This is a genomic window from Campylobacter magnus, from assembly GCF_028649595.1.
Taxonomy (GTDB): Bacteria; Campylobacterota; Campylobacteria; order Campylobacterales; family Campylobacteraceae; genus Campylobacter; species Campylobacter magnus.
This window is the reverse complement of sequence record NZ_JAQSLK010000003.1, coordinates 140,382-164,975: the sequence shown is the minus strand read 5'-3', so window position 1 is coordinate 164,975 and position 24,594 is coordinate 140,382. Positions and strand designations below refer to the sequence as shown.

Sequence of the window (24,594 nt, the reverse complement as noted above, 5' to 3'; positions counted from 1 at the left end):
ATTTATAAATAAATATATAAAGACTCAATAATGGAAGAAAAATTAAACGATTACCAGAAAAGTGTACTCTCAAACGGTGAAACTTTAAGAGCAAAATTACTTATCTATTTACAAAAAGAAAAAGCTGTAGAGTGCTATGCTAAAACAGTTGAAAAATGCTTTTTACAAGGCAATAGAGAAAACTTTGCAAAAGCAAGTGATTGGTCTTGGTGGGGCTTTTTCTACTCTTGGATTTTTTTGTTATATAGAAAAGGCGAAGATACTGGCTCTTTGGGCTATTATTTGTATATGTCTTGGGTTATTTACAATGTTTTTAAGCCAAAATGAAAGCCCTGAAAATGCAAGCCCTGTAATAGGTATAATATTTATAATTGCTATTTGGATTAGTTGCCATTTGGGCAAATACTCTAAATTTTATATTCTTAAAACTTTTGTAAATACTTTAAAAGAAAGCAATGGAGATGATGCTTTGCTTGCTAGTAAAGGTGGTATAAATAAAATTGGACTAGTATTAGGAATACTTGCAACACCTCTTGTAATCATTCAAGCTATTTTTTTAATTTCAATTATATATACCAGGAATTATTTATGGTGTATTGGCACCAAGGATAGGATAATGTCGCACATAATTATTTGGATAATCGCTCTTATATTATTAGTGCCAACCTATTGAACTTCAATTCTGATTGCAATTGTTCTTAGCGTGGTGATAAATAAAACTTCATCATCTGGTTTTAGCGGTGGTTCTATGGAATATCAAATGAATCAAGCATATCTAGCTTTTTGTAAAGCAGAATATGGCGAGACTTTTTATTCTTGGCAATACAATGTTTAAATTAATAAAAATCATTGAATATGTACTTTTTGAAAGGTTATTAAATGGCAAGCCAAATACTATGGCGAATTTAAATGAGTACAAAAGACTAGCTCTTTTAGAAAAAGCCTTTAAAATCGTATATACTTATCACAAAGCCAAAGGCTTAGATAGTGGCGAAACTATCGATTTTTATTTTTTGGATAGTATAATTTAATAAAACAAAAAACATAAATTTCTTTTATGGAATTCTAGATTAACTCATCTAGAATTCCCTATAAAATCTATAAGGAATTCTAGAAATCCCTAAATTTTTCACAATTTTCAGCTATAATTCTGCCAAAATATCACAAAAAACAAAAAGGCACAAAATGTCATCACTCACAAACGCTCGCATAACCCTACGCTCAAAATTACAAAGTATAATCGAGACCAAGGCGTGGAATTACGCCATCATCTCAGTTATTCTTTTTAACTCCGTCTTGCTAGGACTAAACACCAGCACGGAGATAAAAGCTAGTTTTGGCGGACTTTTAAACGCTCTTGATATGCTCTGCCTTGTGATTTTTACCATAGAACTTGCCCTGCGTCTATTTTGCTACCGCCTAGCATTTTTCACAAATAGCGATAAATGGTGGAATATCTTTGATTTTTTAATAGTCGCAATTAGCTTTGTAGCTATTGAATATTCAGTCCTTCGCACACTTAGGACACTTAGGATTTTGCGCCTCATCTCATCAGTGCCAGCTATGCGCGTGGTGGTCGATGCAGTGCTAAAAACAATCCCCGCAATGCTTAGTATTTCAGCCTTGCTTAGCATTTTTTACTATGTTTATGGCGTGCTTTGTGTGGAGTTTTTTGCAGAGAAATTCCCTGAGTGGTTTGGCACACTGCCAAGGGCGTTATATACGCTATTTCAGATAATGACGCTTGAGAGCTGGAGCATGGGGATTGTGCGACCTGTGATGGAGGTCTATCCATATGCGTGGATAGTTTTTGTAAGCTATATCGTCCTTGTGGGCATGATAGCGCTAAATCTCATCGTAGGTGTCATCGTAAATAGCCTAAATGAAATTACTCAAAGCAAAAACGCAAATAATAATCTCTAGAATTCCCTAGATTTTTTAGTTTTCTTGGGGGTGCGGGGGTTTTCTTTTTTAGGGAATTCTAAAATTTTAGAATTTTAGAGAATTTTAGAATTTTAGGGAATTCTGGGAATTCTAGAATTCTAAAGCTTCGTAAATCTAGAATTCCCTAGATTTTTTAGTTTTCTTGGGGGTGTGGGGGTTTTCTTTTTAGAGAATTCTAGAATTCTAGGGAATTTAAGAATTCTAGGGAATTCTAGAATTCTAAAGCTTTGTAAATCTAGAATTCCCTAGCCTTTGTATTCTACTAGCTTAGCACCTAGGCGGCTGTAGTTATAGATGCCACCCTCAATATCGCTTACATTGCTAAATCCTGCGTTTTTTAGCACTTCCATTGCTAGCTTTGTTCGCCTGCCTGAGTGGCACATAAGTACGATTTTGTCGTCTTTGCCAAAGAGTTTTTTTACCTCATGGACGAAAAGCGGATTAACCGCACCACTTGCCATCAAAAATGTGATTAGATGACTGCCCTCTAGCACGCCAGTTTCATACCACTCGCTAGGCAAGCGGATGTCTATGACGCACTCATTTGGTATAGATTTGTTTGCTGTGTTATAGCTCATATTCGTGCTCCTTAGTTGGAAATTTACCGCTACGCACATCATCTGCGTAGTTTGCCACCGCTTGTTTTACAAGCTGGGCTCCGTCCATATATCGCCTTACAAACTTTGGCTTAAAATCAGTAAAAAAGCCTAGCATATCGCTCCATACTAACACCTGTCCGTCCGTGCTAGCACCTGCGCCGATGCTGATTACTGGGATATTTGCGCTACTAGCAATCTTAGCAGCGATATGGCTTAGCGTGCCTTCTATTAGTAGCATAGCAGCTCCTGCATCTTCGAGCACCTTTGCATCACTTAGCGCAGTGCTTTCATCACGGCACACCACAAAGCCACCTTCTCGCACGCTATGCTGCGGCTTTAGCCCTATGTGAGCGACCACTGCGATACCTGCGCTTTTTAGCAGTTTTATTGTGGGGGCAAGCTCTGCTCCACCTTCGATTTTTATGGCATCGCAGAGTGTTTGCTGACAGACTTTGGCGCAGTTTTTCACTGCTAGCTCTAGCGTAGCACAGCTAGCAAAGGGCATATCCACTACCATATAAGCGTGCTTTAAGCCCCTTTTTACCGCTTTTGCGTGGTAAATCATCTCATCAACGCTGATATCAATCGTGCTGTCTTTTCCGCCAAAGCTCATATTTAGTGAGTCGCCAACTAGCACTATATCAGCGCTCTCATCAAAAAGCCTAGCAAAAAGTGCGTCGTAGGCTGTAATCATAACGATTTTTTGCCCCTGCGCTTTCATTTTGTAAAGCTCATTTATGTTTATTTTTTTCATAAAGCATCCTTTTAAATGGCGTTAAGTATAGCATTTAATGATAAATTTTGCTTACTTTTGTTAGAATTGCGCAAAATTTTTTTGATGAGGCAGATATGGGGCTTTTAAAAGAGCTTGAGACAAAGTATGATTTTGATGTAGTTGATGATTTTATGACGCATTTTGGCGTGATGAGTATGAGTCTTGAGCCGCTTATCGTAGGGCTAAGCAAACCTGAGGCCTTTGAGAACAGCGTGGGCGAGATTTTGCGGATATTTCGCAATCTTCATAGCGCATCAAAGTTTCTAGGACTTGAGCCTGTGGCGAAGTTCATGGGGCTGTGTCTAAATCTCTGCGAGGGGCTAAACGAGGCCAAAAGCTCTGGCTGCGTAGCTAGCGATGAGCTAGTTGACTGGCTATTACTAGCAGCTGATCAAATAGAAAGCTACCGCCGAAATATCGACAATGACGAAGTTTACTTTACTATCATCAATCCAAAACTAATCAAAATGCCACTAGAGCTAATAAAACAAAACTAGGGAATTCTAGAATTCCCTAGTTTTGTAAAACTCTCAAATCATTTGTGAAAGAGCGGCTATGAACTTAGAGCTTTTGTGGATTTATATTCTTTCTGTGATAGTCTTTATCATCACGCCTGGGCCTGTTACTGCTTTGATTTTAAAAAACACCAGTAGCGGCGGCTTTAAAAAGGCCTTTTGGACCATACTTGGCACCGATTTTGGCTCGCTTATTTTAATATCCTTTGCCCTGCTTGGCATTTTAGGCATTTTTAATATTTCAAATGATTTTTTTACGATTTTTTCATTTTGTGGGGCGGTTTTTATATTTTTTCTTGGGCTTCGTGGGCTAGTGGCTGATATAGGCAAAAACAGCGCAAATATCGCACCAAAAGCCAAAGGAGCCTTTAGCGCAGGCTTTATCCTAACAGTATCAAATCCAAAAGAAATCATTTTTATAATGACTTTTTTACCTCAATTTACACAGATTTTGCCAGATTTACACGCTAGCTTGGCTTTGCTTGTAGCACTTTGGGTTGGGCTTGATATTTTCGTGCTTTGCGCATTTAGCTTCGGGGCTTCAAAGATAAAGGCTTTAGAGAACTACTCACGCTACATTAGCCTTTTAAGCGATGTTATTTTGATGTTTGTGGGTATTTTGGGAGTGGCTTTTTACTGGGGAGATTTTTGGGCTATTGTGTTTTGAGATTTTTTTTCTAGGAATTCTAGATTTTGCTAGGTTTTTGTTTTTAAAAATCTAGAATTCCTAAGGATTTTTTCTAGGAATTTTAGATTTTACTAGTACCCCTAAATGCTTTTGCAAAGCGTATAAAGAACCTTGAAACCAAAGCTCTAGAATTACTCTAAAATCTAGGGAATTCTAGAATTCCCTAGTGCCTAAAAGCGTAAAATTGCTTAATCACGCCTTATTTAATCACGCCACAAGCTGCTCTAGCACCGCCGCCGCCAAGTACTTTTGGATTGTCGCTGTGATTGTCACCACCTACATGGATCATAAGAGAGTGCTCTTTAATCTCGCTTAGTTCTTTGATTTTTGGAGCTAGAACCGGAGTTGTAGCTGTGCCATCTGGGGCTACTGCAAGAGCTGGTAGATCGCCAAAGTGACCATTGTCATCCCATGGAGCTGAGTGGCTGCCAGTATTTTTTGGGTCAAAGTGACCACCAGCTTTCATGCCAAGACCTTTATCGTTCATACCACAATCAGGATTTGCATGGATGTGAAAGCCGTGAATACCAGGCGTAAGACCTTTTAGATTTGGGTAAAATGCTACGCCATAAGCAGTTTTTACAGCTACAACCTCGCCGATTGCAGTGTTGCCTTTTTCACTTAAAAGCTCAACAGGGATGCTGATATGCTCGCCTGCTTTTGGATCGAAGATTACCTTATTTTCAGCGCTTAGACCTACTACTGCGCTAGCTGCGATAGCTGCTGTTACAAATAACTTTTTCATTTATTCCTCCTTTGAAAATATAAAGGTATTTTAATGACTATAAACTAAAAAATCAATAAATTTTGTTAAAAAAAAGTGAAAATCTAGTAGTAATTTTGGCTTATAGAATTCTAGAATTCCCTAGGGAATTCTAGAGCTTAAAATAAAGAATCTTCGCTTTTGTGTCCGCAGATTTCATAGCCTTTTATGCTTAGCACCCTGCCCTTTGCGGTGCGTGCGATATAGCCACTACTTAGCAAAAAGGGCTCAAGCACATCCTCAATCGCCCTCTCATCCTCACTAAGTGCTGCTGCGATAGTGCCAAGACCAAGTGGCTTTGAACTAGCCATGAGCAAACGCAAATAGCGCATATCCATATCATCTAAGCCCAGCTCACTAACCCCAAGTCGCTCTAGGGCGTCCTTTGCCCGCTCTAGCGTGATGATATTCTCAGCATTTACCTCAGCAAAGTCTCTAATGCGCTTTAAAAGCCTTAAAGCGATACGAGGCGTGCCACGACTACGCTTAGCAGCCTCTAGGGCTGCTGCGCTCTGGCACTCTTTGCCTAGCTTGCTAGCAGCTTGCTTGATGATAGTAGCTAGCTCATCTGGGGTGTAAAACTCCAAGCGAAAGTTTAGCCCAAATCTATCTCTAAGTGGCGCAGAGACATTGCCAGCGCGCGTGGTCGCCCCTACCAAAGTAAATGGCGCGATATCTACCTTGATAGTCTGCGCAGCAGGTCCTGAGCCTATTATGATGTCTAAACGAAAGTCCTCCATAGCTGAGTATAAAATCTCTTCAATCGCAGGACTAAGGCGGTGAATCTCGTCAATAAAAAGCACATCGCCGCTTTCTAAGTTTGTTAAAATCGCAGCCAAATCGCCACTTTTTTCTATCATCGGCGCGGCTGAGACCTTGATATTTGCGCCCATTTCTTTGGCGATTATATGCGCAAGCGTGGTTTTTCCAAGCCCTGGAGGACCATAAAAAAGCGTGTGATCAAGTGCCTCACCACGCATTTTAGCAGCTTCTATGCTAACAGCAAGGTTGCTTTTTATTTTTTCTTGCCCGATATACGAGTTAAAGTCTAGTGGGCGAAGCCCGCTTTGTTCGCTCTCATCAAGCTCTAAGCGTTCAATTTCAACGATTCTATCCATTTTTATACTTTGTGAGTTTTATAGGGTAGCGGTTTTGTTTTCTTTTTCATTTTTTCGCTTCATCACTCTTAAAATAGAGTAAAAAACAAAAGCAAGAGCCACAGGTCCTATCCAAAGCGCTAAATAACTAGTCATCACTCGCTCCATCAGCAATAAAAAATATAAACAAAGCACAAAGTAAAATTGCGCTACCTAAAACTATAAACTCGTGGAATTCTAGACTTTTATAATTTATAAAAGTATAAGAAAGTGCTCCAAACAAGCCTATAAAAGAATAATTTAAAACTATTTTATAAAGTTCACTTTTTTTCATTTTTAAATCTTTGTAAAATTATAGCACAAAAAAGTCTTATATTTGTTCTAAAAGTGCCTTGCAGGCTTTGTAAATGTCGCTAAAAGTTAGCTCAAAATCGCCCGTGTACCATGGGTCTGCTACATCAGCGCTGCTACCTACAAAACCCATCATTTTAGCTATTTTACCCTGTGGATCTCCACCAAAAATACGCTCTAAATTGCGCTTGTTTGCGCTATCCATAACCACAAAGATATCCCAGTTTTCATACTCGTTTTTAGTCACTTGCCTAGCGTGGCGTGGAAAAAACTCTATATTATGCGCTTTTAGCTCTTTTTTCGTGCCGTGGTGAGTATCGCGTCCTAGCTCTTCTGTGCTAGTGCCAGCTGAGGCGATTATAAGGTCATCTCGCCTTGCTTTTTTAGCTAGGTCTTTTAGCACAAACTCAGCCATGGGCGAGCGGCAAATGTTGCCATGACAGACAAAAAGCACTCTCATTTTAAAAGTCCTACTTTTTTATCTTCTTCAAAGCTTGATCTTTGCTCTCTTTTAATCTCATCTATAAAAGCGCTAGTGCGAAAAACACCATCATCGCTAATAGCTGTTTTTAGAGCTACATTTTTCATCACAAGCACTATGCTAGCACCGCTTAGTTCGTATTTTGCGATAGTATTTATATCAAAGTTTTCTTCAAATTCAGCATTTTTTGGCAGCACCTTTTGCCAGATTTGAATGCGTTCTTTAAGCTGTGGTTTTTTAAACTCAATCTTATACTCAAAACGCCTAGAAAACGCTTTATCAAAGCTTTGCATAAAGTTTGTAGTGGCAATTAGCACGCCTTGAAACTTCTCAATTTGCTCTAAGAAAATATTTTGCATTTGATTATGCATTTGCTCTGAGCCTGATGAGCCATTTTCTAGCCTTGAGCTTAGAAACTGATCGGCTTCGTTTAGCAGTAGCACCGGCTCGCTTTTTGTCTTAGCGCAAATCTCACGGTAGCTATCAAAGATTTTTCTTACATTTTGTTCGCTCTCGCCTACATATTTGCTTAGAATTTTAGAACAATCAAAGCTAAGAACTTGCTTTTTAAGGCTTTTTGCAAGGCAGTATGCGCTCATTGTTTTTCCAGTGCCAGGTGGGCCATAGAAAATCACTTTTGCATCGATGTTTTTGCGTGGTTTCATCCCCCAACTAGCAAGCCTTGCTTGAACATTTTTATCAAGCTGTCGCAAGATATTTTCTAGCAAAGCCCTAGTTTGTTCGTTTAACACTACATCGCTTAGGTCGCTACTAGGCGTGATTAGCTCAAAGATTTCGCTATTTTTTACTATATTTTCTAATTTTACTTTTTTGGCTGTTTTTGCGCTTTTTGGATGCATTATCTCGCCCAAGGTATCCTCAGAGATAAAAAATGTCCGTGATAATGCTCCAAAGGGCGTTAGCACCTCATCATACTCCACTACACCACTCTCAATCAGCCTTGAGCCATCTTCAAGCATAGAGCGGTTTTTCATCCGCTCCATATCATCTTTGCTAATAAGTGCTAAAAGTGCGCCTAGATCACGCAAAGACCCACTTTCGCTTTGTTCGTATTCTTCTTTTAAAAGAGCAAAAAATACAATTTGCTCTTTTGCCTCAAAAGCATTTTCTTTTAAAATTTGCTCGCAAGGCAGGGCGATTTTACTAAGCTTTAAGCGAGAAGCAATAATTTTCTCTAACGCTTTTATCTGCTCGCTAGCCTTGCTTTTGTCGCTAGTATTTGCCCTGCGAGTATAAAGCTCTACCCTTAAAAACTGATCTTTTAGATACTCTAAATGGTCATTATATGGCTCTTTTGGATTTGAAAGTGGCTGCGCACCAGCCTCTAAAATATGTAAAAACGCATCGCAAAGGCTAAGATCAGCTTGTAAAAGCCCTAGCTTGCTAAGCTTGCTATGTTCTTTAAAAAAAGCATAGCTTGCGCTTATATAGCCTAGTTCAATGAGATTTTTAACATCATTTAGCCCTTCTAAAAATGAAAGCTCTTTTGTATCATAAATCTGCGAAAGTAGCTCAAAGCACCCTACTTGCGATATCCCAGCAAGATACTTGCGTGTCAAAAGTTCTAAGATTTCAAGCTCAGCTTTTGAACAAGACAAAATGCTAAAAACTTCACTATCTTTGTTATTTTCTAAAAAATCTTTAAGGTATTTCAGAATAAATCCTTGTAAGTGTTTTTGCTTTTTAAAAGCTTTCTAAAAAATCTAGAATTCCTAGAAAAAAATCTAGAATTCCTAGAAAAAAAATCTAGAATTCTCTAGTGTTTTATAGTCTTTTTACTGCTTTGTGAAGTACTGCGCAAAGCTTGTTAGCACTATCAAGCATGGTTGAGATCAGCTCGTAGTTTGCTACTATAAAGGTAAATTTTTCTTTTTCGTCCTTGCTAAGTGCTTTATACTCATCAAGCTCGTCAAGTGCGGTGATATCAGCACCTGAGTTTTTGATTGATTCTTTCATTTCTTCGCTACTTGGAAAATCCTTGCTAAGCAAGAAGTTTTCGATATTTTTCACCATTTGATTAGCGCCTTCAAATAGCGATTTGATTTGGTGGACGCCAGCTACAACCTGCTCAAATAAATCTTTGTCATGCCCTTCAAGCTTGTCCTCATCAATGTCCTCAGCAAGCTTAGCAAGTCCGTTTAGATCGCTTGCTACATCATTGATTTGCCCGCCGATTTCTATCCTAGCAGCTGCTATAAATGCGCTGTCTTTAAAAGCTCTCATCTTTGTCCTTTAATAAAATTTCTTTAATTATAGCAGATTTTTTGCGATTTTTATGCATTCGCTTATATTTTGCTTATTTGATACTAGCGGATTTGTAAAACTTTTCAGTGCACTAGCTGTGCTTTTGCCGATAGCCACGGCTCTAAAATCATCTCTCCACGCAAAATTCTTTAAAAAGCCCTCTACATTTTTTGGACTAGCAAAAATAAAAACCGCCCCAGTCTCAAACTGCCTTTTTGGCGTAGTTACGATGCTGTTTTCATAGGCGATCTGCTCGCTTAAAAGCACACCATTTTTTTCTAGAATTCCCTTTATATCGCTAATTTGCTCTTTTGGGCGAAGTAAAAGCGTTTTTTTGCCTTTTAATTGTGGGACGATTTCAAGCGCAAACTCATCTCCATGCGAGTTTTGCGCCTCATAAACACAGCCAAAACCATATTTGCTAGCAGCATTTGCACTAGCTTTGCCGATAGCAAATACGCTTATTTTATTATTTGACGGAATTTTATTGAATTCTAACGCAGATATAGCATTTTTTGAGCTAATTACAAGCGCACTAAAAGCACTCAAATCCACGCTAAAACTAGCATATTTTATTTTACAAAGCTCAAGATGGACGATATTTTCATCATCACAGCTTGTATTTGAGCACAGATATATCACTTTTGCCTCTATTTTATAGGAATTCTAGAATTTCGTGTGAAATTTCGTGTGGAATTCCCCTAAAATCCGTGAATTTTTTTAAGCTCAGGGTCTATTGCCTTTTTGTTTCCAGCTGCGTCCATGCTGACATATGTAACCTCAGCTTCTGTCACAGGCACGCAAATAAGCCCCTTTGCGTTATGATCAAAGCGCTGAACTACTACCTTTACGATCACAGTTATAGAGGTCGTGCCCACATGAGTAATGCGTGAGTAAAAGCTCACCGCATCACCTACAAAAACTGGCTCTTTAAAAAGCACTTCTTTCATTGAAATAGTAACAGTTCGCTCAGGTGCTACCTCCCTGGCTGCTAATGCCCCAGCTAAGTCTATTTGACTAAGCAGCCAACCACCAAAGATATTTCCAGCTGGATTTGTATCTTTTGGCATTGCTATTACGCGAATTCGTGGCTCTCCCATACTTTTCATTTCTTATCCTTAAATCAATCAAAAGTTTCACAATTCTAGTTTATTTTTTTAAAGAATTCTAGAATTCCTGCTATTTTACATAGCGTTTATAATCACCATATCCTAGCTCGTCCATCTTTTCAAGCGGAATAAACTCCAAAGAAGCCCCATTTATACAATACCTTAGTCCACCTTTATCTAGTGGTCCATCGTCAAACACATGCCCTAAGTGCGACCCACCAAGTTTTGAGCTAACTTCTATTCTACTCATGCCGTGGCTAAAATCTTTTTTATACTCAATGCTATCCTTTGTAATCGGCTTTGTAAAGCTAGGCCAGCCAGAGCCACTATCAAACTTATCAGTGCTAGCAAATAGTGGTTTTTTTGTAACTGCGTCTATATAAATGCCCTTTTCATAGTTTTTATTAAGTGGGCTTGTGCCAGCTCTTTCTGTGCCTTTATTTTGCGTGATTTCATAGACTTGTGGACTTAGTTTTAGTTTTAGCTCATCACGGCTAGGCACTTTAAAGCGACTATCATCGTGAAGTGGCTCATTTGCAAGGTTTAGGTCAATATGACAGTAGCCATTTGGATTTTTCTCAAGGTATTTTTGATGATATTCCTCAGCTACTACGAAGTTTTTTAGGGGCTGAACCTCTATAGCGATTTTTTTGCTTTTATCTTGTTCTTGTTTAAGAGCCAAAAACTCCCTTATCACGCTCTCATCGTCTTTGTCAGTAAAGTAAATACCGCTTCTATACTGAACTCCTACATCATTTCCTTGGCGGTTTAGGCTATATGGGTCTATAACTCGCCAAAAATGCGCCAAAATCTCTTTTAGACTGATTTTCGTTGCATCATAGCTAAGCAGCAAGGTCTCAGCATGTCCTGTGCTTTTTATCTCATAGTAGCTAGTCTCATTGCTATTTCCATTTGCGTAGCCTACTTTGGTACTTTCTACACCTTTTATACGGCTAAAATACCCTTCCATACCCCAAAAGCAGCCACCTGCTAAATAAATCTCCTTCACCAGCTCTCCTTTTGCATAACTTAGACTAAAAATAGCCAGAAAAATTAGTAAAAATTTTTTAAGCATTTTTTTTCCTTTAAATTTTTGTGTATTTAAGCAAATAAAAGTAAATTTATTGTACCATAATCACCGAAAATCAAAAATCTAAGGACAAAAATGAATAATTTTAGCGAACTTAATCTGCTTTTAAAAAATCAAAAAGCAGAATTAAATGCACTTTATAAAAATCCGCAAACTAAGCTAATCAAAAAAGCCCTAAAAATAACTGAGCTAAAAGAAAGCCCTGAAAGCTCTCAAGCTATTTTAAAACGCATAATAGAACTAAAAGAAGATGGGCTTGTTAGCGAGCTAAAAAAAGCAGGTATTAGCGAGGCAAAGCAGCGCAAAATCAAGGCAAAAATGTATGATTTTGTAAGTAAATTCTACATAAAGCGCTTTTCTTTAATGCTTGAAAATGCTAAAAGCTTAGGAATTCTAGATTCCTTTAACACCGAACTTTTAAGCGCAGTTCATAAAGTAGGCATTGTGCTAAGCAAAATGCAAAAAAGCTGGCAAAAACGCCTAATAGATGAAAATAGCAAGTTTTTTAAAAAGAACTTTAAAAGCATTGCTAACGCAAATGAGTTTATAGATAAGCACGGACTTTATCAAACAAACAGTGATGGCAGCAAGAGCGAACGCATCTACGGCGCACCAAATATCAAAACCCTACAAATGCAAAGCTACACTAGCGCATTTGTAAAAGAAGGCAAAGAACTAGCCAAGGTTTTTGAAAATGCTATAAAAGCGCTTGAAAAAACAGCTAAAAATAAAAGCGACGAGGCTTATACAAACTACTTTAAAGCCCTAAAAAACGCCTTTTTAGAGTGTGATAATGCTAAAATCGTGCCTGCGTGGCAAGAGGCTGAGAGGGCGTGGATGCAGTGCAGGGGCGATATACAAATCGGCCATCCGCTAGAGTACTACGAGGATGCCTACACGCACGCAGTTGTCTTAGAGTGGGATATCAGGCTAAAAGACAGCTCGCAAAAGGTAGATGAAACAGCCATAAAAGAGCAGATAAAAGCTAGTTTTTTAGATATATACAAAGAAGTTTGTAGCGACAAAAATACTGATAAAAATATCCAAAAAAGTAGCGAAAAAATGTGCTCTTTGGTGCTAAATAACATTGAAAAAACGCAACTTTACATCAGCAATCCTTTTATTTATTATGGCGCTGATTTTAACGGACTTTTCTCAGCACAAGTCGTGCCAAATGATGAAATAGTAAGCAAAGAGTGCGGCAAAAAAATCTTTGCCTTTGTAGATTTTATCCATAAATCAAGCAAGGCTAGACCTTTTTCTAAGCTAAGTAGCGAGATTTTTAGCAAGGATTTTTTGGATTTTAATAGAAATATTTTATTTTGCGAGCCACAAACTTGGAAAAAAGTTTATGAAATCACGACCATTGGGCATGAGTTTGGGCATATTTTCTTTATCGGCGAAGATACTGAAAATGCGATGAGTAAAGGCGGAGAGTTTAAGTTTGTTGAAGAGTTTAAAGCCACTAGCGGTGGGTTAGTAAATTTCTTTTTGCGTGGAGAGGCGCAGTATGAAAAGGCTGTTTTTGCTAGTCATATCGCTCGCTCTGTTGGGCTTATAGGATGGCAAAGAGTGGATGAAGTTCGTGCCTACTACTGTGAGGGACTAATCCACCTTGATCTGCTTTTTTCTAGCGGGGCTTTGAGCTTTAAAGATAAAAAGCTAAACGTGGATCTTAGCGCCTATGAAAGCTACAAAAATCTAGCCTTACAAAACTACAAAAAACTAGCAAGCCACTACGCAAACAAGCTTGATTCTAGTTTGTTTTTAGCTGATTTTGCGGTGTTTGAAAATGGCATTTATCTGCCAAAAGATGCTAAGGTGCGTGAGTTTGTAGAGTACTACTACTTGCGCTACGAAGAGCTAGCAAACGCAATAGATGAAAGCCCAGAGTGGCAAAACTGGCAAGCAAAAGCCATAGAATAACAGCCAAAATCTAGAATTCCTAGAAAATCTTGCTAGGAATTTTAGAATTTAACTTTAGGAATTCTAGATTTTAGCTTAGGAATTCTAGAATTTCTAGAAAAATCTTTTATTATTTACTTTTTTTGTCTAAAATCAAAAAATATTTTAATTTAAGGAGAAAAAATGGGCATTACATTTAAAGGTAATCCAGCTAGCCTAAAAGGCACAGCATTAAAAGTAGGCGACAACGCCCCAGCAATTACGCTAGTAGGCAAAGACCTTGGCGAAGTAAAAGTAGGCGGAAATAGCGACAAAATCCAAATCCTAAGCGTATTTCCATCAATCGACACTGGCGTTTGTCAGATACAAACAAAAAAATTCATGGCTCAATACTCAGGCTGCGATAAATGTGAGCTAATCAGCGTTGCACGTGATTTACCTTTTGCTTTTGGCCGCTTTTGCGCAGCTGAGGGTATAGAGAATGCTATTACAGCTAGCGATTTTAGAGGTGGCGAGTTTGGCAAGGCTTATGGCTTAGAGCTTGATGGCTGCCCACTTGCAGGACTTCTAGCAAGAGCTGTTATTGTCATCAAAGACGGCAAAATCGCTTATCAAGAAATCGTAAGCGAAATAACAAACGAGCCAAATTATGATGCTCTAAAAGCTGCGCTTGACAATCTATAATTTTATTTTATAGTCCTAAAATTCTAGAATTCCCTAGGGAATTCTAGAATTACTTTAAAGTTTTTAATAATAAATTCCCCAAAAATCCCACAAGATAAAAAATAAAAAATTCTTTTTGCTAGCTTGTCTTTTTAGCACTCTTTGGCGCAGAAAATAACGCAACCTAGCTAAATGCCACAAATAAAATTGACTTTGGCGCGCCAGCTATTATAAAGGCGATAAATCCAGCAAATGACTCTTGCGAAGATGAGTGCCAAAGTAGCTGCAGCGACTAGTGCAGAAATGACGATAACATAGGCGCTTGCGAAGATGTCTGCGTCTTAAGGCTGCCTAAAATATCAATGTGGCAAATAAACTTTACATTTTACTTTATATAAACAAAAAGCTCGTAAAATAACACAAATTTACATAAAGGAGAGACGATGAAAAAGCTACTTATCCTAGCTAGCGTTCTTGCTGCTTTCGCACTTAGCGCAAATGCTGCTGATACAAACAGTACAGCACCATCAGCAAAATCAAGCGCAGGTTGCTAAGCCAAAAATATAAAAATTTTTAGAATTCGCTAAAAAATCTAGCGAATTCTAAAATTACATAATAAAATCTAGAATTCCTAAAATAAAAAACCCTTAGGAATTCTAGATTTACCCCACTTTACTCCCACTCTATAGTAGCAGGCGGTTTGCTTGATATATCATAAACTACTCTATTTATACCAGCGACTTCATTTATCGTGCGGCGGCTTACACGCTCAAGTAGCTCATAAGGCAAATGCGAAAATGTAGCTGTCATACCATCACTAGCATCCACCACACGCACGCACACAGCATTTTCATAGGTGCGGTTATCGCCCATTACGCCCACAGAGCGCACATTTAAGAGCACGCAAAATGCCTGCCAAGTTTTCTCATACCAGCCAGAGCTTTTTAGCTCTTCTCTTAGCACCACATCAGCCTTGCGTAGTAGCTCTAGGCTCTCTTTATTTACCTCGCCCATTATGCGTATAGCAAGCCCTGGTCCAGGGAAAGGATGGCGGTAAACAACATCACGGCTAAGCCCCAGCTCAAGCCCTAGCGCACGAACCTCATCTTTAAAAATCTCACGCAAAGGCTCAAGCAGCGTAAATTTCATATCTTTTGGCAGACCGCCTACATTGTGATGAGATTTTATCGTTTTGCTTGCGCCAACTGGACTACTTTCTATTATATCAGTATATAGCGTGCCTTGGGCTAGAAACTTCACATCGCCGTGCTTTTTAGCCTCAGCATCAAACACCTCTATAAAGGTCTCGCCGATGATTTTACGCTTTTTCTCAGGCTCGCTCACGCCTTTTAGACGCCTTAAAAACAGCTCGCTAGCATCGACTTTTATTAGCTCCACGCCAAGGCGAGTTTTAAACATCTCTTCAACCATCCTTGCCTCGTCAGTGCGAAGTAGACCATTGTCTACAAACACGGCTATTAGCTGTTTTGGCACAGCATGCGCAAGAAGTGCTGCCACCACAGAGCTATCCACACCGCCACTTACTGCGCAAAGTACCTTATCATTACCCACGGTTTCTTTTATCTTTGCGATTTGCTCTTTTGCGAAGCTTCCCATATTCCAAGTGCTTGAAAGACCGCAAATTTTACTAAAGTTTTTTAGCATTACTGCGCCTTGTTCGCTATGTGCTACTTCTGGGTGAAACTGCAGCGCATAGACCTTGCGCTCATCATCGCCAAAGGCGCAAAACTCGCTATTTTCGCTCTTTGCTAGCACTTTAAATCCTGCTGGCAAGCCCTCAACCTTATCGCTATGACTCATCCAAACCACGCAATTTTGGCTAACACCAGCAAAAATTCCGCCTTTTTCTACTATATCTAGATGAGCCTTGCCAAACTCGCTTTTGCTTGCAGGTGCTACATTTGCGCCAAAGTGCTGAGCGATTAGCTGCATTCCATAGCAAATGCCTAGCACTGGCACACCAAGCTCAAAAACGCCCATATCGCACTTATACGCATCACTTGCATACACGCTAGCAGGGCCACCACTTAGCACTATGCCCTTTGGTGCGCGAGATTTTATCTCATCAAGGCTGATATTAAAAGGCGCAAGCTCAGCATACACACCATTTTCACGCAAGCGGCGAGCTATTAGCTGCGTGTATTGCGACCCAAAGTCTAAGACCAAAATTCCGTCAGTTTTCATCTATTTACCCCCATATTTGTTTCATTTGTATAGAACGGATCAGCCTTGTATCCACAGCCGCTTATAGCGCAGATTAAGGCAAAAGTCGCTAAAATTGCGCCATGAAAGCGCAAGAAGTTATAAATCATATCTTAAATCTCCCGCAGTATCGTCGCGCCAAAGAACAAACCCTTGCTACAAAAGCGCTAAAAGAGTTTTTAGGCAAGGCAAAAGCACCTTTAGTTCGCTACGCATATCTGCGAGATAACACGCTTTTTGTATGCGTAAAAGCACCTTTTGCCGCCCAAGAACTAAAGCACGATAGTAACATAATAAGCATTAAAAACTTTTTAAATATGTATTTTGCGAGTAAAAATCTAGGCTTTTTACGCATTGAAAATGTGAAGTTTTTTGTAGCCAAAAACAAGCCGCCAAAAATCGTGGTAAGAAAATCCGTGCTAGTACTAAAAGAAAAGGCCAAAGGCAACTTTGAACTGCGCTGTAAAAACCCAAAACTAGCGCAAATTTTCTTAGATTTAAGAGAAATTCTGCGCCAAAAAGCAAAAAATCAAGCCTAGGAATTCTAGAATTTCTAAACTCGCGCTGTCCTTTGGGCTTTGCGGTAGCAGCAGTAAAAACAAGGCTCCAAGATTTTTGAGCTATTTTTTGTGCTCGCAGCGAAGCACTAGCCGTGGGGCTGTGTCCGCAGTAGCGGCTGGCAAAATTTCACGGCTGAATTTCAAGGACGAAGTCCGCAGGAAACTGCCGTGAAAATTTTGCCAGAACAAGCTGGGCTGTGCGAGCTGTGAGCGCAAAAAAGAGCAAAAAAGCTGAGCCAGCCTATTTAGAATTCCCTAGCGAATTCTAACTTGCGCTGTTGTTTAAACTTCGCGGTAGCGGCTGTTAAAATAAAAGGCTCCAAGATTGCGAGGCGATTTTTTACAATTTTGGCGCAGGACTAGCCGTGGGGCGTCGTAGCGGTAGCGTTCAAGCGAGTTTCGTGCTGATTTGCGAGCTAGCCGCTGCTGTAACAAAAAAGCACAAGCTTAGCGGCTAACGACGCAAACAGTGCGAAAGCTCGCTTGTAAGGCGCTGGGCTGTCCAAGCCAAAATTTTAAAAAAGCGTCCGCAAGCTGAGCCAGCCGAATTTAAAAACTAGTCAATAAAAAGACAAGCAAATAAAGTAAAACCAATGCAAGAAACAATAAAAAAAGAAACAATAAAAAAAGAAACACTAAAAAACGAACTAAAATCTTTACCAAACAGCCCCGGCGTCTATGAGTACTTCGACGCTGCTGGCAAACTACTCTATGTAGGCAAAGCAAAGGTACTAAAAAACCGAGTAAAAAGCTATTTTAGCTTTACGCCCACGCTAGCCCCCAGCCCTCGCCTAGCACCTCGCATCGCTAAAATGATAGCTGAGGCTGTGCATATAGAGTGGATCGAGACTAGCAGCGAGAGCGACGCACTCATACTTGAAAACTCTTTTATCAAGCAGTTGCGCCCAAAATACAATATTTTATTGCGAGATGATAAAACCTATCCTTATATATATGTAGATTTTAGCGAGCCCTACCCTCGCCCAGTTATCACTAGAAAGCTCATTAAAGGCGCAAAAATACGCTATTTTGGGCCATTTTACAAAGGTGCAAAAGATATTTTAGAAGCAATTTATGAGGAATTTGCCCTAGTCCAAAAAAAAGGCTGTCTAAAAGAGAAAAAAGCCTGTCTTTTTGCGCAAATTAACCGCTGCCTAGCGCCTTGCGTGGGTGGAGTGAGCCAAGAAGAGTACCAAGTTGTGCTGAGTGATGCCCTAAAAGCACTAAAAAACCCTACCTCGCTTATACCGCGTTTAGAGCAAAAAATGCTCTTTCACGCCACGCACGAAAACTTCGAGCAAGCAGCGCATCTAAGAGATCAGATTGAGACTATAAAAAGCATAAGCGTCAAGGTAGAAATCGACCTAGCAAAGTTTGAGGACTTTGAAATATTCTCAGTGGCTAGTGCTAACGGCTTTTTTTGCACTTTAAGGCTTAGCGTGCGAGAGGGCAAGGTAGCCTACGCCACGCACTCTATCACCCCAGCTTTAAAAATTGCCCAAAATAGCGATGAGAGCATTATTAGCGAGCTATATAAACAAAGCATTTTAGCAGCCTTTCCAAGCTCACTGCCGCTTGCGTGTAGCCAGATTTTCACTAGCGATGATTTTGAAGACAGCAGACTTTGCGAGCAGGTCTTAGAGACTCGCCACAGCCGCAAATTTAGCATAAAAACGCCAAAAATCGGCGAGAAAAAAGCCCTAGTAAATATAGCACACAAAAACGCCCTTGAACTCATCAAAAAGCACATAAACACCCACAAATACAGCCTTTTAGAAGATATACAAAACTACTTTGGCTTAAACAACCTACCGCTAAAAATCGAGTGCTTTGATAACTCAATGCTCTTTGGAGAGGCAAAAGTAGGAGCAATGATAGCTTGGCAAGCAAACAGCAGCGAAAAAAATAGCGAATTTTACAAAGATGGCTATCGTCACATGCACCTTAGCAGCAGCAATGACTACGAACAGATGAAAGAAATGCTAACAGCTCGCGCCTTGCGCTTTGAGAACGCCTCGCCGCCTGATTTGTGGCTCATTGATGGTGGCAAGGCTCTATATGACCTAGCCTGCGCCGTGGTGGCTAGCTCTGGCGCAAATGTCGATGTGCTAGCAATCGCCAAAGAAAAAATTGACGCCAAAGCCCATAGAGCAAAAGGCTCAGCCTTAGATAAAATCCACTGCGAACTTGGCGAGATGAAACTAAGCCCAAATGATGCTAAATTACAGTTTTTACAACGTTTGCGTGATGAGGCACACCGCTTTGCTATCAGCTTTCATAGAAAAACCAGAGACAAAACAAACCTTGCAAAAAGCGAGCTAGCAAAGCTAGGACTAAGCGCAGGAGCTATAAAAAAATTGCTTGATTATTATGGAAGTTTTGAGGCTATTAAGGCGGCTTCAAATGATGAAATAGCAAGAATCGCAGGCAAACAAGCCGCAAAAAAGCTAGCTGAGAGCTAAATCTAGAATTCCAACTAGGAATTCCACCGAAGAATTCCACCTAGGAATTCTAGTTTTTGTTAATTTTTACGCTAACCTAGCTAAGTGCTAAAAACTAGAATTTCAAATAGGAATTCCAACTAGAATTCCATCTAGTATTACCGAGTGTTTACCAGATTTTTTTATAATTTCACCACGCAATTAAAATTTTTCAAAAGTTTTTTTTCGGTCTCCTTCTTAAACGCAAAAAGCCCGGCTTAGCAAAATTGCTAGGCTGGGCTTTTTGCGTTATATCAGCATTTAAAAAAACCACCAAAGCACAAAGGCTAAAATCTTATTTTATTTTCTTGCGGCAGCGACGCTTTTATCTTGCTTTTATCACGCTTATTTGCTGATCTTAACACAGCGCCCTCTCTTGTAGTATAGTTTTTTATCATCACCTCACTATACATTATAACGCCATTTTTAAGCTGCATACCGAGCAAATCGCCTTCTTCGTAGCTTACCGCAGCACCATCGCTTGAGCGAGTTTGCAGGCTATTTACCATGCCTCTGGCGTTTTCATATCTATTTCCATTTTTTATTAGTGCGTGTAGGATATATCCACCTTTTACACGCTCGATTTTGTTTAGAGTGCCTTTTGTTAGCACGCCAGCAGGCTTTTGCGGCACTCGTGGTTTTGGCTCGTCCCAGAAGCACCCAGCAAAAAACAGCCCCAATATCCACAAAAAAAAGATTTTTTTCATACTTTTCTCCAAAAATTTTTCGTAATTCTAGCAGAATTTTTAGATTTTGGTAAACAATCGGCAACAAATTCGTAAAAATTCAGCAAACTCTAAGCACAAACCTTTTACAATTGCTCCCACATTTCAACAAGGAGAAAAAAATGAAACTTTTCAAACTAAGTTTAGCTGCTGTTGTAGCAGCTGGTGCGCTTTCTAGCGTTAGTGCTGCTCCACTAGAGGAAGCAATCAAAGATATCGATGTAAGCGGTTTTGGTCGCTATAGATTCCAATCAACTGATACAAAACCAGCGATTGGTAAGAAAACACACGACACTTACCACCGTTTTACACTTGATGTAAACTTCAAAGCTACTCTAGATGACAACTTCTTTGCTGTTATCGGTCTACGCTATGACAGCGCTGACATCGTAGGCAGCCACAATCGTCTAAATAGCGGTATCGCTAATACTCACGGTGGTCTATCTGGCACCAACGGTGGCTGGGGTGGCCAAGGTCGTGATAGCTTCTCAGTTCGTCAATACTATGTAGGCTTTACTGCTATTCCTTACACTACAGTTCTATTTGGTCGCCAACCAGCTGGTACGTTCTTCACTGATGATATCGTAGCAACTGGTCTAAAAGTAGCTGTTAACCCAGTAGAGGGTCTAACACTTGCTGGTCTTTACTACACTAACTTCGAGGAAGACGGCGACCTAGGTATGGTTCCTTTCAACATGAATCAGCCTAACGGTGCTTTCATTCACCAAAAAAATCTATGGGGCGTAGCAGCTATCTATCAAAACGAGTTCCTAGACCTACAAGCATGGTACGCAGGTCTAAACAAAGTAGCTAACCTATTTGCTATCAGTGCTGGCGCTAACTACGCTATCAATGATGATGTATCAGTTCGTGGTAAAGCTCAATGGGCTCACACTAACCTAACTGGCAAATTCAAAGACAACTACGGTAGAACAGCTTTGAATGATGGCTTAGTTGCTAACTCTAACTTCTTTGGCTTCGACCTAGGTGCTAGCTTCTATGGCTTCGACCTTGACGCTGGTTACCTAACTTATGGTAAAAAAGACCAAATAAGCGTTCATACCCTAGAAGACGCTGGCTCTCTAATCAAACCAGGTGAAGAGCTAATCAACTACACTTCATTTAGTGGTAAACACAAAGTATGGTTTGGAAAAGCAAAATATACTTATGATGCATACTCTATCGGTGTAGACTATGTTCATGACAAAGTAAAAAACCTTAGAGGCAACCTAAAAGCTAACGAGTGGGTTGTTCGTGCTGGTTACAAATACAATGACAAACTTAGCTTCAACGCTTGGTACTCAATGGTAACTGAGAAACAAGACGGTGTAAAAGATAAAAGCAACCGCTTCCGCTTTGACGCTCGCTACAACTTCTAATTTTAGAAAGTTTAGCTAAGCCTCATTCTCCAGCTTGACTGGGGAATCTCAAAAGGGAGCCGGGCCTTCGGGTCTGGCTTCCTTTTTTTTATTCTAGAATTCCCTGTCATCCCCCAGCTTGACTGGGGGATCTCTATATAAAATTCTAGAATTCCCTAGATTTTTATACACTCTTAAATATTTTTTTTATATAATTTCGCAACTTTTATTTTTAGGAAAATTTATGAAAAAGTCTACATTTCTAGCTGCTGCGGCTTGCGCTATCTTTTGCGCCCAGACTCTTTTTGCCGCTCAAAATGGTGAGTATTATATAGAAGCAGACGGTGAGTTTGGCAAAGAGCTTGAAGAACTAGTCGCCAAGCACTCAAAAGACGGCAATGTCACAGTGCGCGTAGTGCGTGGAGCAGAGGATACTAGCACACGCGATGGACGCAAAAAGCGCATGATAAACATCGGCGTTGACAAAGCCCAGGACTTTAACATGGCTCGTGGCGAAGAGCTCTACCTAGCTCGCTGCGCTAGCTGCCATGGCGCAAAAGGCGAGATAAAAGTCGGTGGCAAAACTCGCCGCCTAAACGAAATGACCGGCCAGCAGATCAACGACGCCATCATCGGCTACGCAAACAACCCTGACTACGGCGGCGACTCACGTTACATCATGCGCACCTACGCAGTAGCGACAAACTACCGCGACCTAGGCGACATGATAGCGTATATAAAGGGTGAGAGCGCCTTTATCTACTCAAATCAGGAAAACCGTCCTATCTCTCGCAAGCCAACTACGCAAGGCACATATATCGAGTAACCCTACTCTCTTTTGCGCCATTCTTGGGCGCACATCCTTGGCCTAACTGAGCAATCTCAACCCTGGGAATTCTAGAATTCTCTGTCATCCCCCAGCCCTTTAGGGAATCTCTAAGGGGAATTCTAGAATTCCCTGTCATCCCCTGACTTTAAGCTTTGTGTCATCCCCCTACTTGACTTTTTTGTCATCCCCCGACTTGATCGGGGGATCTCATCATAAATAAATCTAGAATTCCCTTCGTCATTGCGAGGGAGCAAAGCGACCGAAGCAATCTCATCAAATCGCCGTCATTGCAGAAATTCCGTCATTGCGAGGAGTGAGTGAAACGAACGACGAAGCAATCTCGTTCAAAATTCCGTCTAAAATTCCGTCATTACAAGCGAAGCGAAGCAATCTCTAGGAATTCTAAATTCATCCTTAGGAATTCTAAATTTATTCTTAGGAATTCTAGAATTTTGCTCGCTTTTAGGCTGGATAAAGCCTAGCTCGCAAATTTTATAAGGGCTGCGCCCTAAACCCTTAGGGGCTGCCTCCCCTAAAACCCCCACTAAAATTTAGAATTCTCTTGCTTTATCTGCATTTTTTGCTTCACATCCGCTGGTTGGGGGTTAGGGGGTATTTTTTAGGGAATTCTAGAATTCTCTACTATGTCATCCTCGGGCTTGACCCGAGGATCTCTATAGAATTCTAAATTCTTTGTGATGAGATCCCCCAGTCAAACTGGGGGATGACAAAGAAAGTCAAGTCGGAGGGATGAGATAAGTCTTAGGGAATTCTAGAATTCTCTAGAGATTGCTTCGGTTGCTTTGCTCCCTCGCAATGACGGAATTTTGGGAATTCTAGATTTTATTCACAGCTGGCGCAAGCCAAAAACACTAGCGCGAGTTTTGGAATTTTTTAATATAGTCTTATTGATTTATGACTTACTATTAAGCGACAATTCGGCTAATTTGTGGATTTTGTTTATGTCAAATATCGATGTTATATATTGAAATAATTTAGTATCAATTTCTTCTGTTTTTTGACAAAGATTAAAAAATTTTTTCAAACATATTTTTTCTTCTTTTGAAAAACTATTAAATACATCTTCTATATCTATATAATCAATTTTTAAGATATATTCAAACAAGCTTCTAAAAAACCCAACCATAATATCAGATAATTGAACCAATAAATTATCTTTTGAATCTACAAATTTATAATTATTCTTTTCTTTTAAAAAATTTGGTAGCTTTTTTTCAACTTCAAATTCATTGTCAAAAATATGATAACATTTAGGAAATAATATTATTCTATGAAAATAGAACTCAAGAAATTTATCGATTAACTTATGTTCTGGCTCATTTTCCAAAAAAACAAACATATCATTATCAAATTCTTCTATTTTACAAAGCACTTTTTCTAACAATTCTAGTATTACTGGATCAATGCCCTTTTTAACATATAATTTTTCCTCATTAAATTTTAATAAAAATTTTTTTAGAAAGATAACAAATTCTTTCTTTTTATCAATCACATCTGGATATTTAAAGTCATAAAGATTTTTGAAAAAATCTGTTTTAAATGACTTGGCGATTTCTGTTAGAGCTGATTTAACTTTATTTAAAATACAGACATCGAGAAAAAAATAAGGATTAACGATATCTATAGTTGTTTGACTTTCTATAATATCAATTAAAGACCAATGAATAACATCTAGTATTTGCATATGTAAAACAATATTATTTTCTAATAAAAAATCAAATAATATATTTAACTTTTTTGATTTTAAAATATCTTGGAAGCTGCCATGTGCTATATGTTTGAATTTTAATTCACTTTGTGTTTTTTGAAGTCCTAGTTTTTCAAACAAATCTTTTAAAGATTTATCAAAAACATTATTTTTAGACAACATTTCTGGCTTTAGCCCAACTCCGCCCAAAATAAACGCTGAAATATCGCTATTTAAATATTCTCTTTTGTTGTTTGTTAGATAAAATTTTCTGATATTGTTAGTTTCGTCATAATAAAGATTTATTTTTATATTTGAAGTTAGAAAATCAATCATAATGCTATCCACCATTTTATATTGTCTGTCTAATAAAAAACCCTTTTTGGTATTATACCAAAAAGGGCGAAAGTTGATCTAGAATTCCCTAGAAGTTAGGGAATTCTAGTGTGCTTAGGGAATTCTAGAA

28 protein-coding genes are annotated in these 24,594 nt (G+C 39.3%); 13 read left to right on the top strand and 15 right to left on the bottom strand.

The features are described 5' to 3' along the window. Positions 1-30 precede the first annotated feature (30 nt). The 5 genes from PTQ34_RS05320 to PTQ34_RS05300 all read left to right on the top strand — a co-directional run bounded on the left by PTQ34_RS05320 (position 31) and on the right by PTQ34_RS05300 (position 1,923). On the top strand, positions 31-327 hold the full coding sequence (locus PTQ34_RS05320) for a hypothetical protein (RefSeq protein ID WP_273932487.1): 297 nt from the start codon (positions 31-33) through the stop codon (positions 325-327). After that, the gene (locus PTQ34_RS05315; RefSeq protein ID WP_273932485.1) at positions 308-673 is read left to right on the top strand and encodes a hypothetical protein; all 366 of its coding nucleotides are present in this window, start codon (positions 308-310) and stop codon (positions 671-673) included. Before PTQ34_RS05320 ends, PTQ34_RS05315 begins: the two co-directional genes overlap by 20 nt. A gap of 30 nt (positions 674-703) precedes the next feature. Continuing rightward, positions 704-835 (top strand): hypothetical protein, encoded by a 132-nt coding sequence (locus tag PTQ34_RS05310; protein WP_273932484.1) that lies wholly within the window; start codon positions 704-706, stop codon positions 833-835. Further along, the gene (locus PTQ34_RS05305; RefSeq protein WP_273932483.1) at positions 828-1,031 is read left to right on the top strand and encodes a hypothetical protein; all 204 of its coding nucleotides are present in this window, start codon (positions 828-830) and stop codon (positions 1,029-1,031) included. The genes PTQ34_RS05310 and PTQ34_RS05305 overlap by 8 nt, the downstream gene beginning before the upstream one ends. A 154-nt stretch (positions 1,032-1,185) precedes the next feature. Then, positions 1,186-1,923 (top strand): ion transporter, encoded by a 738-nt coding sequence (locus PTQ34_RS05300; RefSeq protein WP_273932482.1) that lies wholly within the window; start codon positions 1,186-1,188, stop codon positions 1,921-1,923. A 266-nt stretch (positions 1,924-2,189) separates the two neighbouring features. On the opposite strand, the gene PTQ34_RS05295 is transcribed toward PTQ34_RS05300, so the two are convergent. Together PTQ34_RS05295 and panB are read right to left on the bottom strand one after the other, a co-directional pair. Next, on the bottom strand, positions 2,190-2,522 hold the full coding sequence (locus PTQ34_RS05295) for a rhodanese-like domain-containing protein (protein ID WP_273932481.1): 333 nt from the start codon (positions 2,520-2,522) through the stop codon (positions 2,190-2,192). Next, positions 2,512-3,297 carry a 3-methyl-2-oxobutanoate hydroxymethyltransferase gene (gene panB, locus PTQ34_RS05290; protein ID WP_273932480.1) on the bottom strand — a complete coding sequence of 262 codons (786 nt, stop codon included), beginning with the start codon at positions 3,295-3,297 and terminating at the stop codon, positions 2,512-2,514. Before panB ends, PTQ34_RS05295 begins: the two co-directional genes overlap by 11 nt. A 47-nt stretch (positions 3,298-3,344) precedes the next feature. Here panB and PTQ34_RS05285 point away from each other — a divergent pair, with 47 nt between their 5' ends. Both PTQ34_RS05285 and PTQ34_RS05280 read left to right on the top strand, forming a co-directional pair. Then, the gene (locus PTQ34_RS05285) at positions 3,345-3,815 is read left to right on the top strand and encodes a phosphorelay protein (RefSeq protein WP_273932479.1); all 471 of its coding nucleotides are present in this window, start codon (positions 3,345-3,347) and stop codon (positions 3,813-3,815) included. A 58-nt stretch (positions 3,816-3,873) separates the two neighbouring features. Next, positions 3,874-4,500, top strand: a complete 627-nt coding sequence (locus PTQ34_RS05280; protein WP_273932478.1) for a LysE family translocator — start codon at positions 3,874-3,876, stop codon at positions 4,498-4,500. A 220-nt stretch (positions 4,501-4,720) separates the two neighbouring features. On the opposite strand, the gene PTQ34_RS05275 is transcribed toward PTQ34_RS05280, so the two are convergent. The 9 genes from PTQ34_RS05275 to msrB all read right to left on the bottom strand — a co-directional run bounded on the left by PTQ34_RS05275 (position 4,721) and on the right by msrB (position 11,662). After that, entirely contained in the window at positions 4,721-5,266 is a 546-nt protein-coding gene (locus tag PTQ34_RS05275; RefSeq protein ID WP_273932477.1) for a superoxide dismutase family protein, read from the bottom strand. 137 nt (positions 5,267-5,403) lie between these two features. Continuing rightward, positions 5,404-6,402 carry a Holliday junction branch migration DNA helicase RuvB gene (ruvB, locus tag PTQ34_RS05270; RefSeq protein WP_273932476.1) on the bottom strand — a complete coding sequence of 333 codons (999 nt, stop codon included), beginning with the start codon at positions 6,400-6,402 and terminating at the stop codon, positions 5,404-5,406. Positions 6,403-6,529: 127 nt separating this feature from the next. After that, positions 6,530-6,715, bottom strand: a complete 186-nt coding sequence (locus tag PTQ34_RS05265) for a hypothetical protein (RefSeq protein ID WP_273930678.1) — start codon at positions 6,713-6,715, stop codon at positions 6,530-6,532. Between the two features lie 36 nt (positions 6,716-6,751). Beyond that, positions 6,752-7,192: a low molecular weight protein-tyrosine-phosphatase gene (locus tag PTQ34_RS05260; protein ID WP_273932475.1), complete on the bottom strand. Its 441-nt coding sequence runs from the start codon at positions 7,190-7,192 to the stop codon at positions 6,752-6,754. Continuing rightward, entirely contained in the window at positions 7,189-8,889 is a 1,701-nt protein-coding gene (locus PTQ34_RS05255; RefSeq protein ID WP_273932537.1) for an ATP-binding protein, read from the bottom strand. Before PTQ34_RS05255 ends, PTQ34_RS05260 begins: the two co-directional genes overlap by 4 nt. 109 nt (positions 8,890-8,998) lie before the next feature. Beyond that, a complete protein-coding gene (locus tag PTQ34_RS05250) occupies positions 8,999-9,457 on the bottom strand; it encodes a hypothetical protein (protein WP_273932474.1) in 459 nt (152 codons plus the stop codon). 27 nt (positions 9,458-9,484) lie between these two features. Beyond that, a complete protein-coding gene (locus PTQ34_RS05245; RefSeq protein ID WP_273932473.1) occupies positions 9,485-10,120 on the bottom strand; it encodes a uroporphyrinogen-III synthase in 636 nt (211 codons plus the stop codon). A gap of 59 nt (positions 10,121-10,179) precedes the next feature. Next, positions 10,180-10,587: an acyl-CoA thioesterase gene (locus PTQ34_RS05240; protein ID WP_273932472.1), complete on the bottom strand. Its 408-nt coding sequence runs from the start codon at positions 10,585-10,587 to the stop codon at positions 10,180-10,182. Positions 10,588-10,657: 70 nt separating this feature from the next. Next, on the bottom strand, positions 10,658-11,662 hold the full coding sequence (gene msrB / locus PTQ34_RS05235; RefSeq protein ID WP_273932471.1) for a peptide-methionine (R)-S-oxide reductase MsrB: 1,005 nt from the start codon (positions 11,660-11,662) through the stop codon (positions 10,658-10,660). Between the two features lie 90 nt (positions 11,663-11,752). On the opposite strand from msrB, the gene ciaB reads away from it, so the two are divergent. Together ciaB and tpx are read left to right on the top strand one after the other, a co-directional pair. Continuing rightward, entirely contained in the window at positions 11,753-13,603 is a 1,851-nt protein-coding gene (ciaB, locus tag PTQ34_RS05230) for an invasion protein CiaB (RefSeq protein ID WP_273932469.1), read from the top strand. 162 nt (positions 13,604-13,765) lie between these two features. Further along, the gene (gene tpx / locus PTQ34_RS05225) at positions 13,766-14,266 is read left to right on the top strand and encodes a thiol peroxidase (protein ID WP_273932468.1); all 501 of its coding nucleotides are present in this window, start codon (positions 13,766-13,768) and stop codon (positions 14,264-14,266) included. 651 nt (positions 14,267-14,917) lie between these two features. Here the strand turns inward: tpx and guaA are convergent. Both guaA and PTQ34_RS05215 read right to left on the bottom strand, forming a co-directional pair. Further along, complete coding sequence (gene guaA / locus PTQ34_RS05220) at positions 14,918-16,450, bottom strand: glutamine-hydrolyzing GMP synthase (protein ID WP_273932467.1); 1,533 nt, start codon at positions 16,448-16,450, stop codon at positions 14,918-14,920. After that, positions 16,447-16,578, bottom strand: coding sequence for a hypothetical protein (locus tag PTQ34_RS05215; RefSeq protein WP_273930687.1), 132 nt, complete (start codon positions 16,576-16,578; stop codon positions 16,447-16,449). The genes guaA and PTQ34_RS05215 overlap by 4 nt, the downstream gene beginning before the upstream one ends. On the opposite strand from PTQ34_RS05215, the gene PTQ34_RS05210 reads away from it, so the two are divergent. Further along, entirely contained in the window at positions 16,552-17,007 is a 456-nt protein-coding gene (locus tag PTQ34_RS05210) for a DciA family protein (RefSeq protein ID WP_273932466.1), read from the top strand. The two genes, PTQ34_RS05215 and PTQ34_RS05210, sit on opposite strands and share 27 nt — an antisense overlap. Positions 17,008-17,648: 641 nt before the next feature. Further along, the gene (uvrC, locus tag PTQ34_RS05205) at positions 17,649-19,490 is read left to right on the top strand and encodes an excinuclease ABC subunit UvrC (RefSeq protein WP_273932536.1); all 1,842 of its coding nucleotides are present in this window, start codon (positions 17,649-17,651) and stop codon (positions 19,488-19,490) included. A gap of 305 nt (positions 19,491-19,795) precedes the next feature. On the opposite strand, the gene PTQ34_RS05200 is transcribed toward uvrC, so the two are convergent. Continuing rightward, on the bottom strand, positions 19,796-20,215 hold the full coding sequence (locus tag PTQ34_RS05200) for a hypothetical protein (protein ID WP_273932464.1): 420 nt from the start codon (positions 20,213-20,215) through the stop codon (positions 19,796-19,798). A 140-nt stretch (positions 20,216-20,355) separates the two neighbouring features. On the opposite strand from PTQ34_RS05200, the gene PTQ34_RS05195 reads away from it, so the two are divergent. Then, complete coding sequence (locus PTQ34_RS05195) at positions 20,356-21,612, top strand: major outer membrane protein (RefSeq protein WP_273932462.1); 1,257 nt, start codon at positions 20,356-20,358, stop codon at positions 21,610-21,612. 223 nt (positions 21,613-21,835) lie between these two features. Beyond that, a complete protein-coding gene (locus PTQ34_RS05190) occupies positions 21,836-22,417 on the top strand; it encodes a c-type cytochrome (RefSeq protein ID WP_273932461.1) in 582 nt (193 codons plus the stop codon). A gap of 916 nt (positions 22,418-23,333) precedes the next feature. Here the strand turns inward: PTQ34_RS05190 and PTQ34_RS05185 are convergent. After that, the gene (locus PTQ34_RS05185) at positions 23,334-24,464 is read right to left on the bottom strand and encodes a DUF3800 domain-containing protein (RefSeq protein WP_273932459.1); all 1,131 of its coding nucleotides are present in this window, start codon (positions 24,462-24,464) and stop codon (positions 23,334-23,336) included. Positions 24,465-24,594 lie beyond the last annotated feature (130 nt).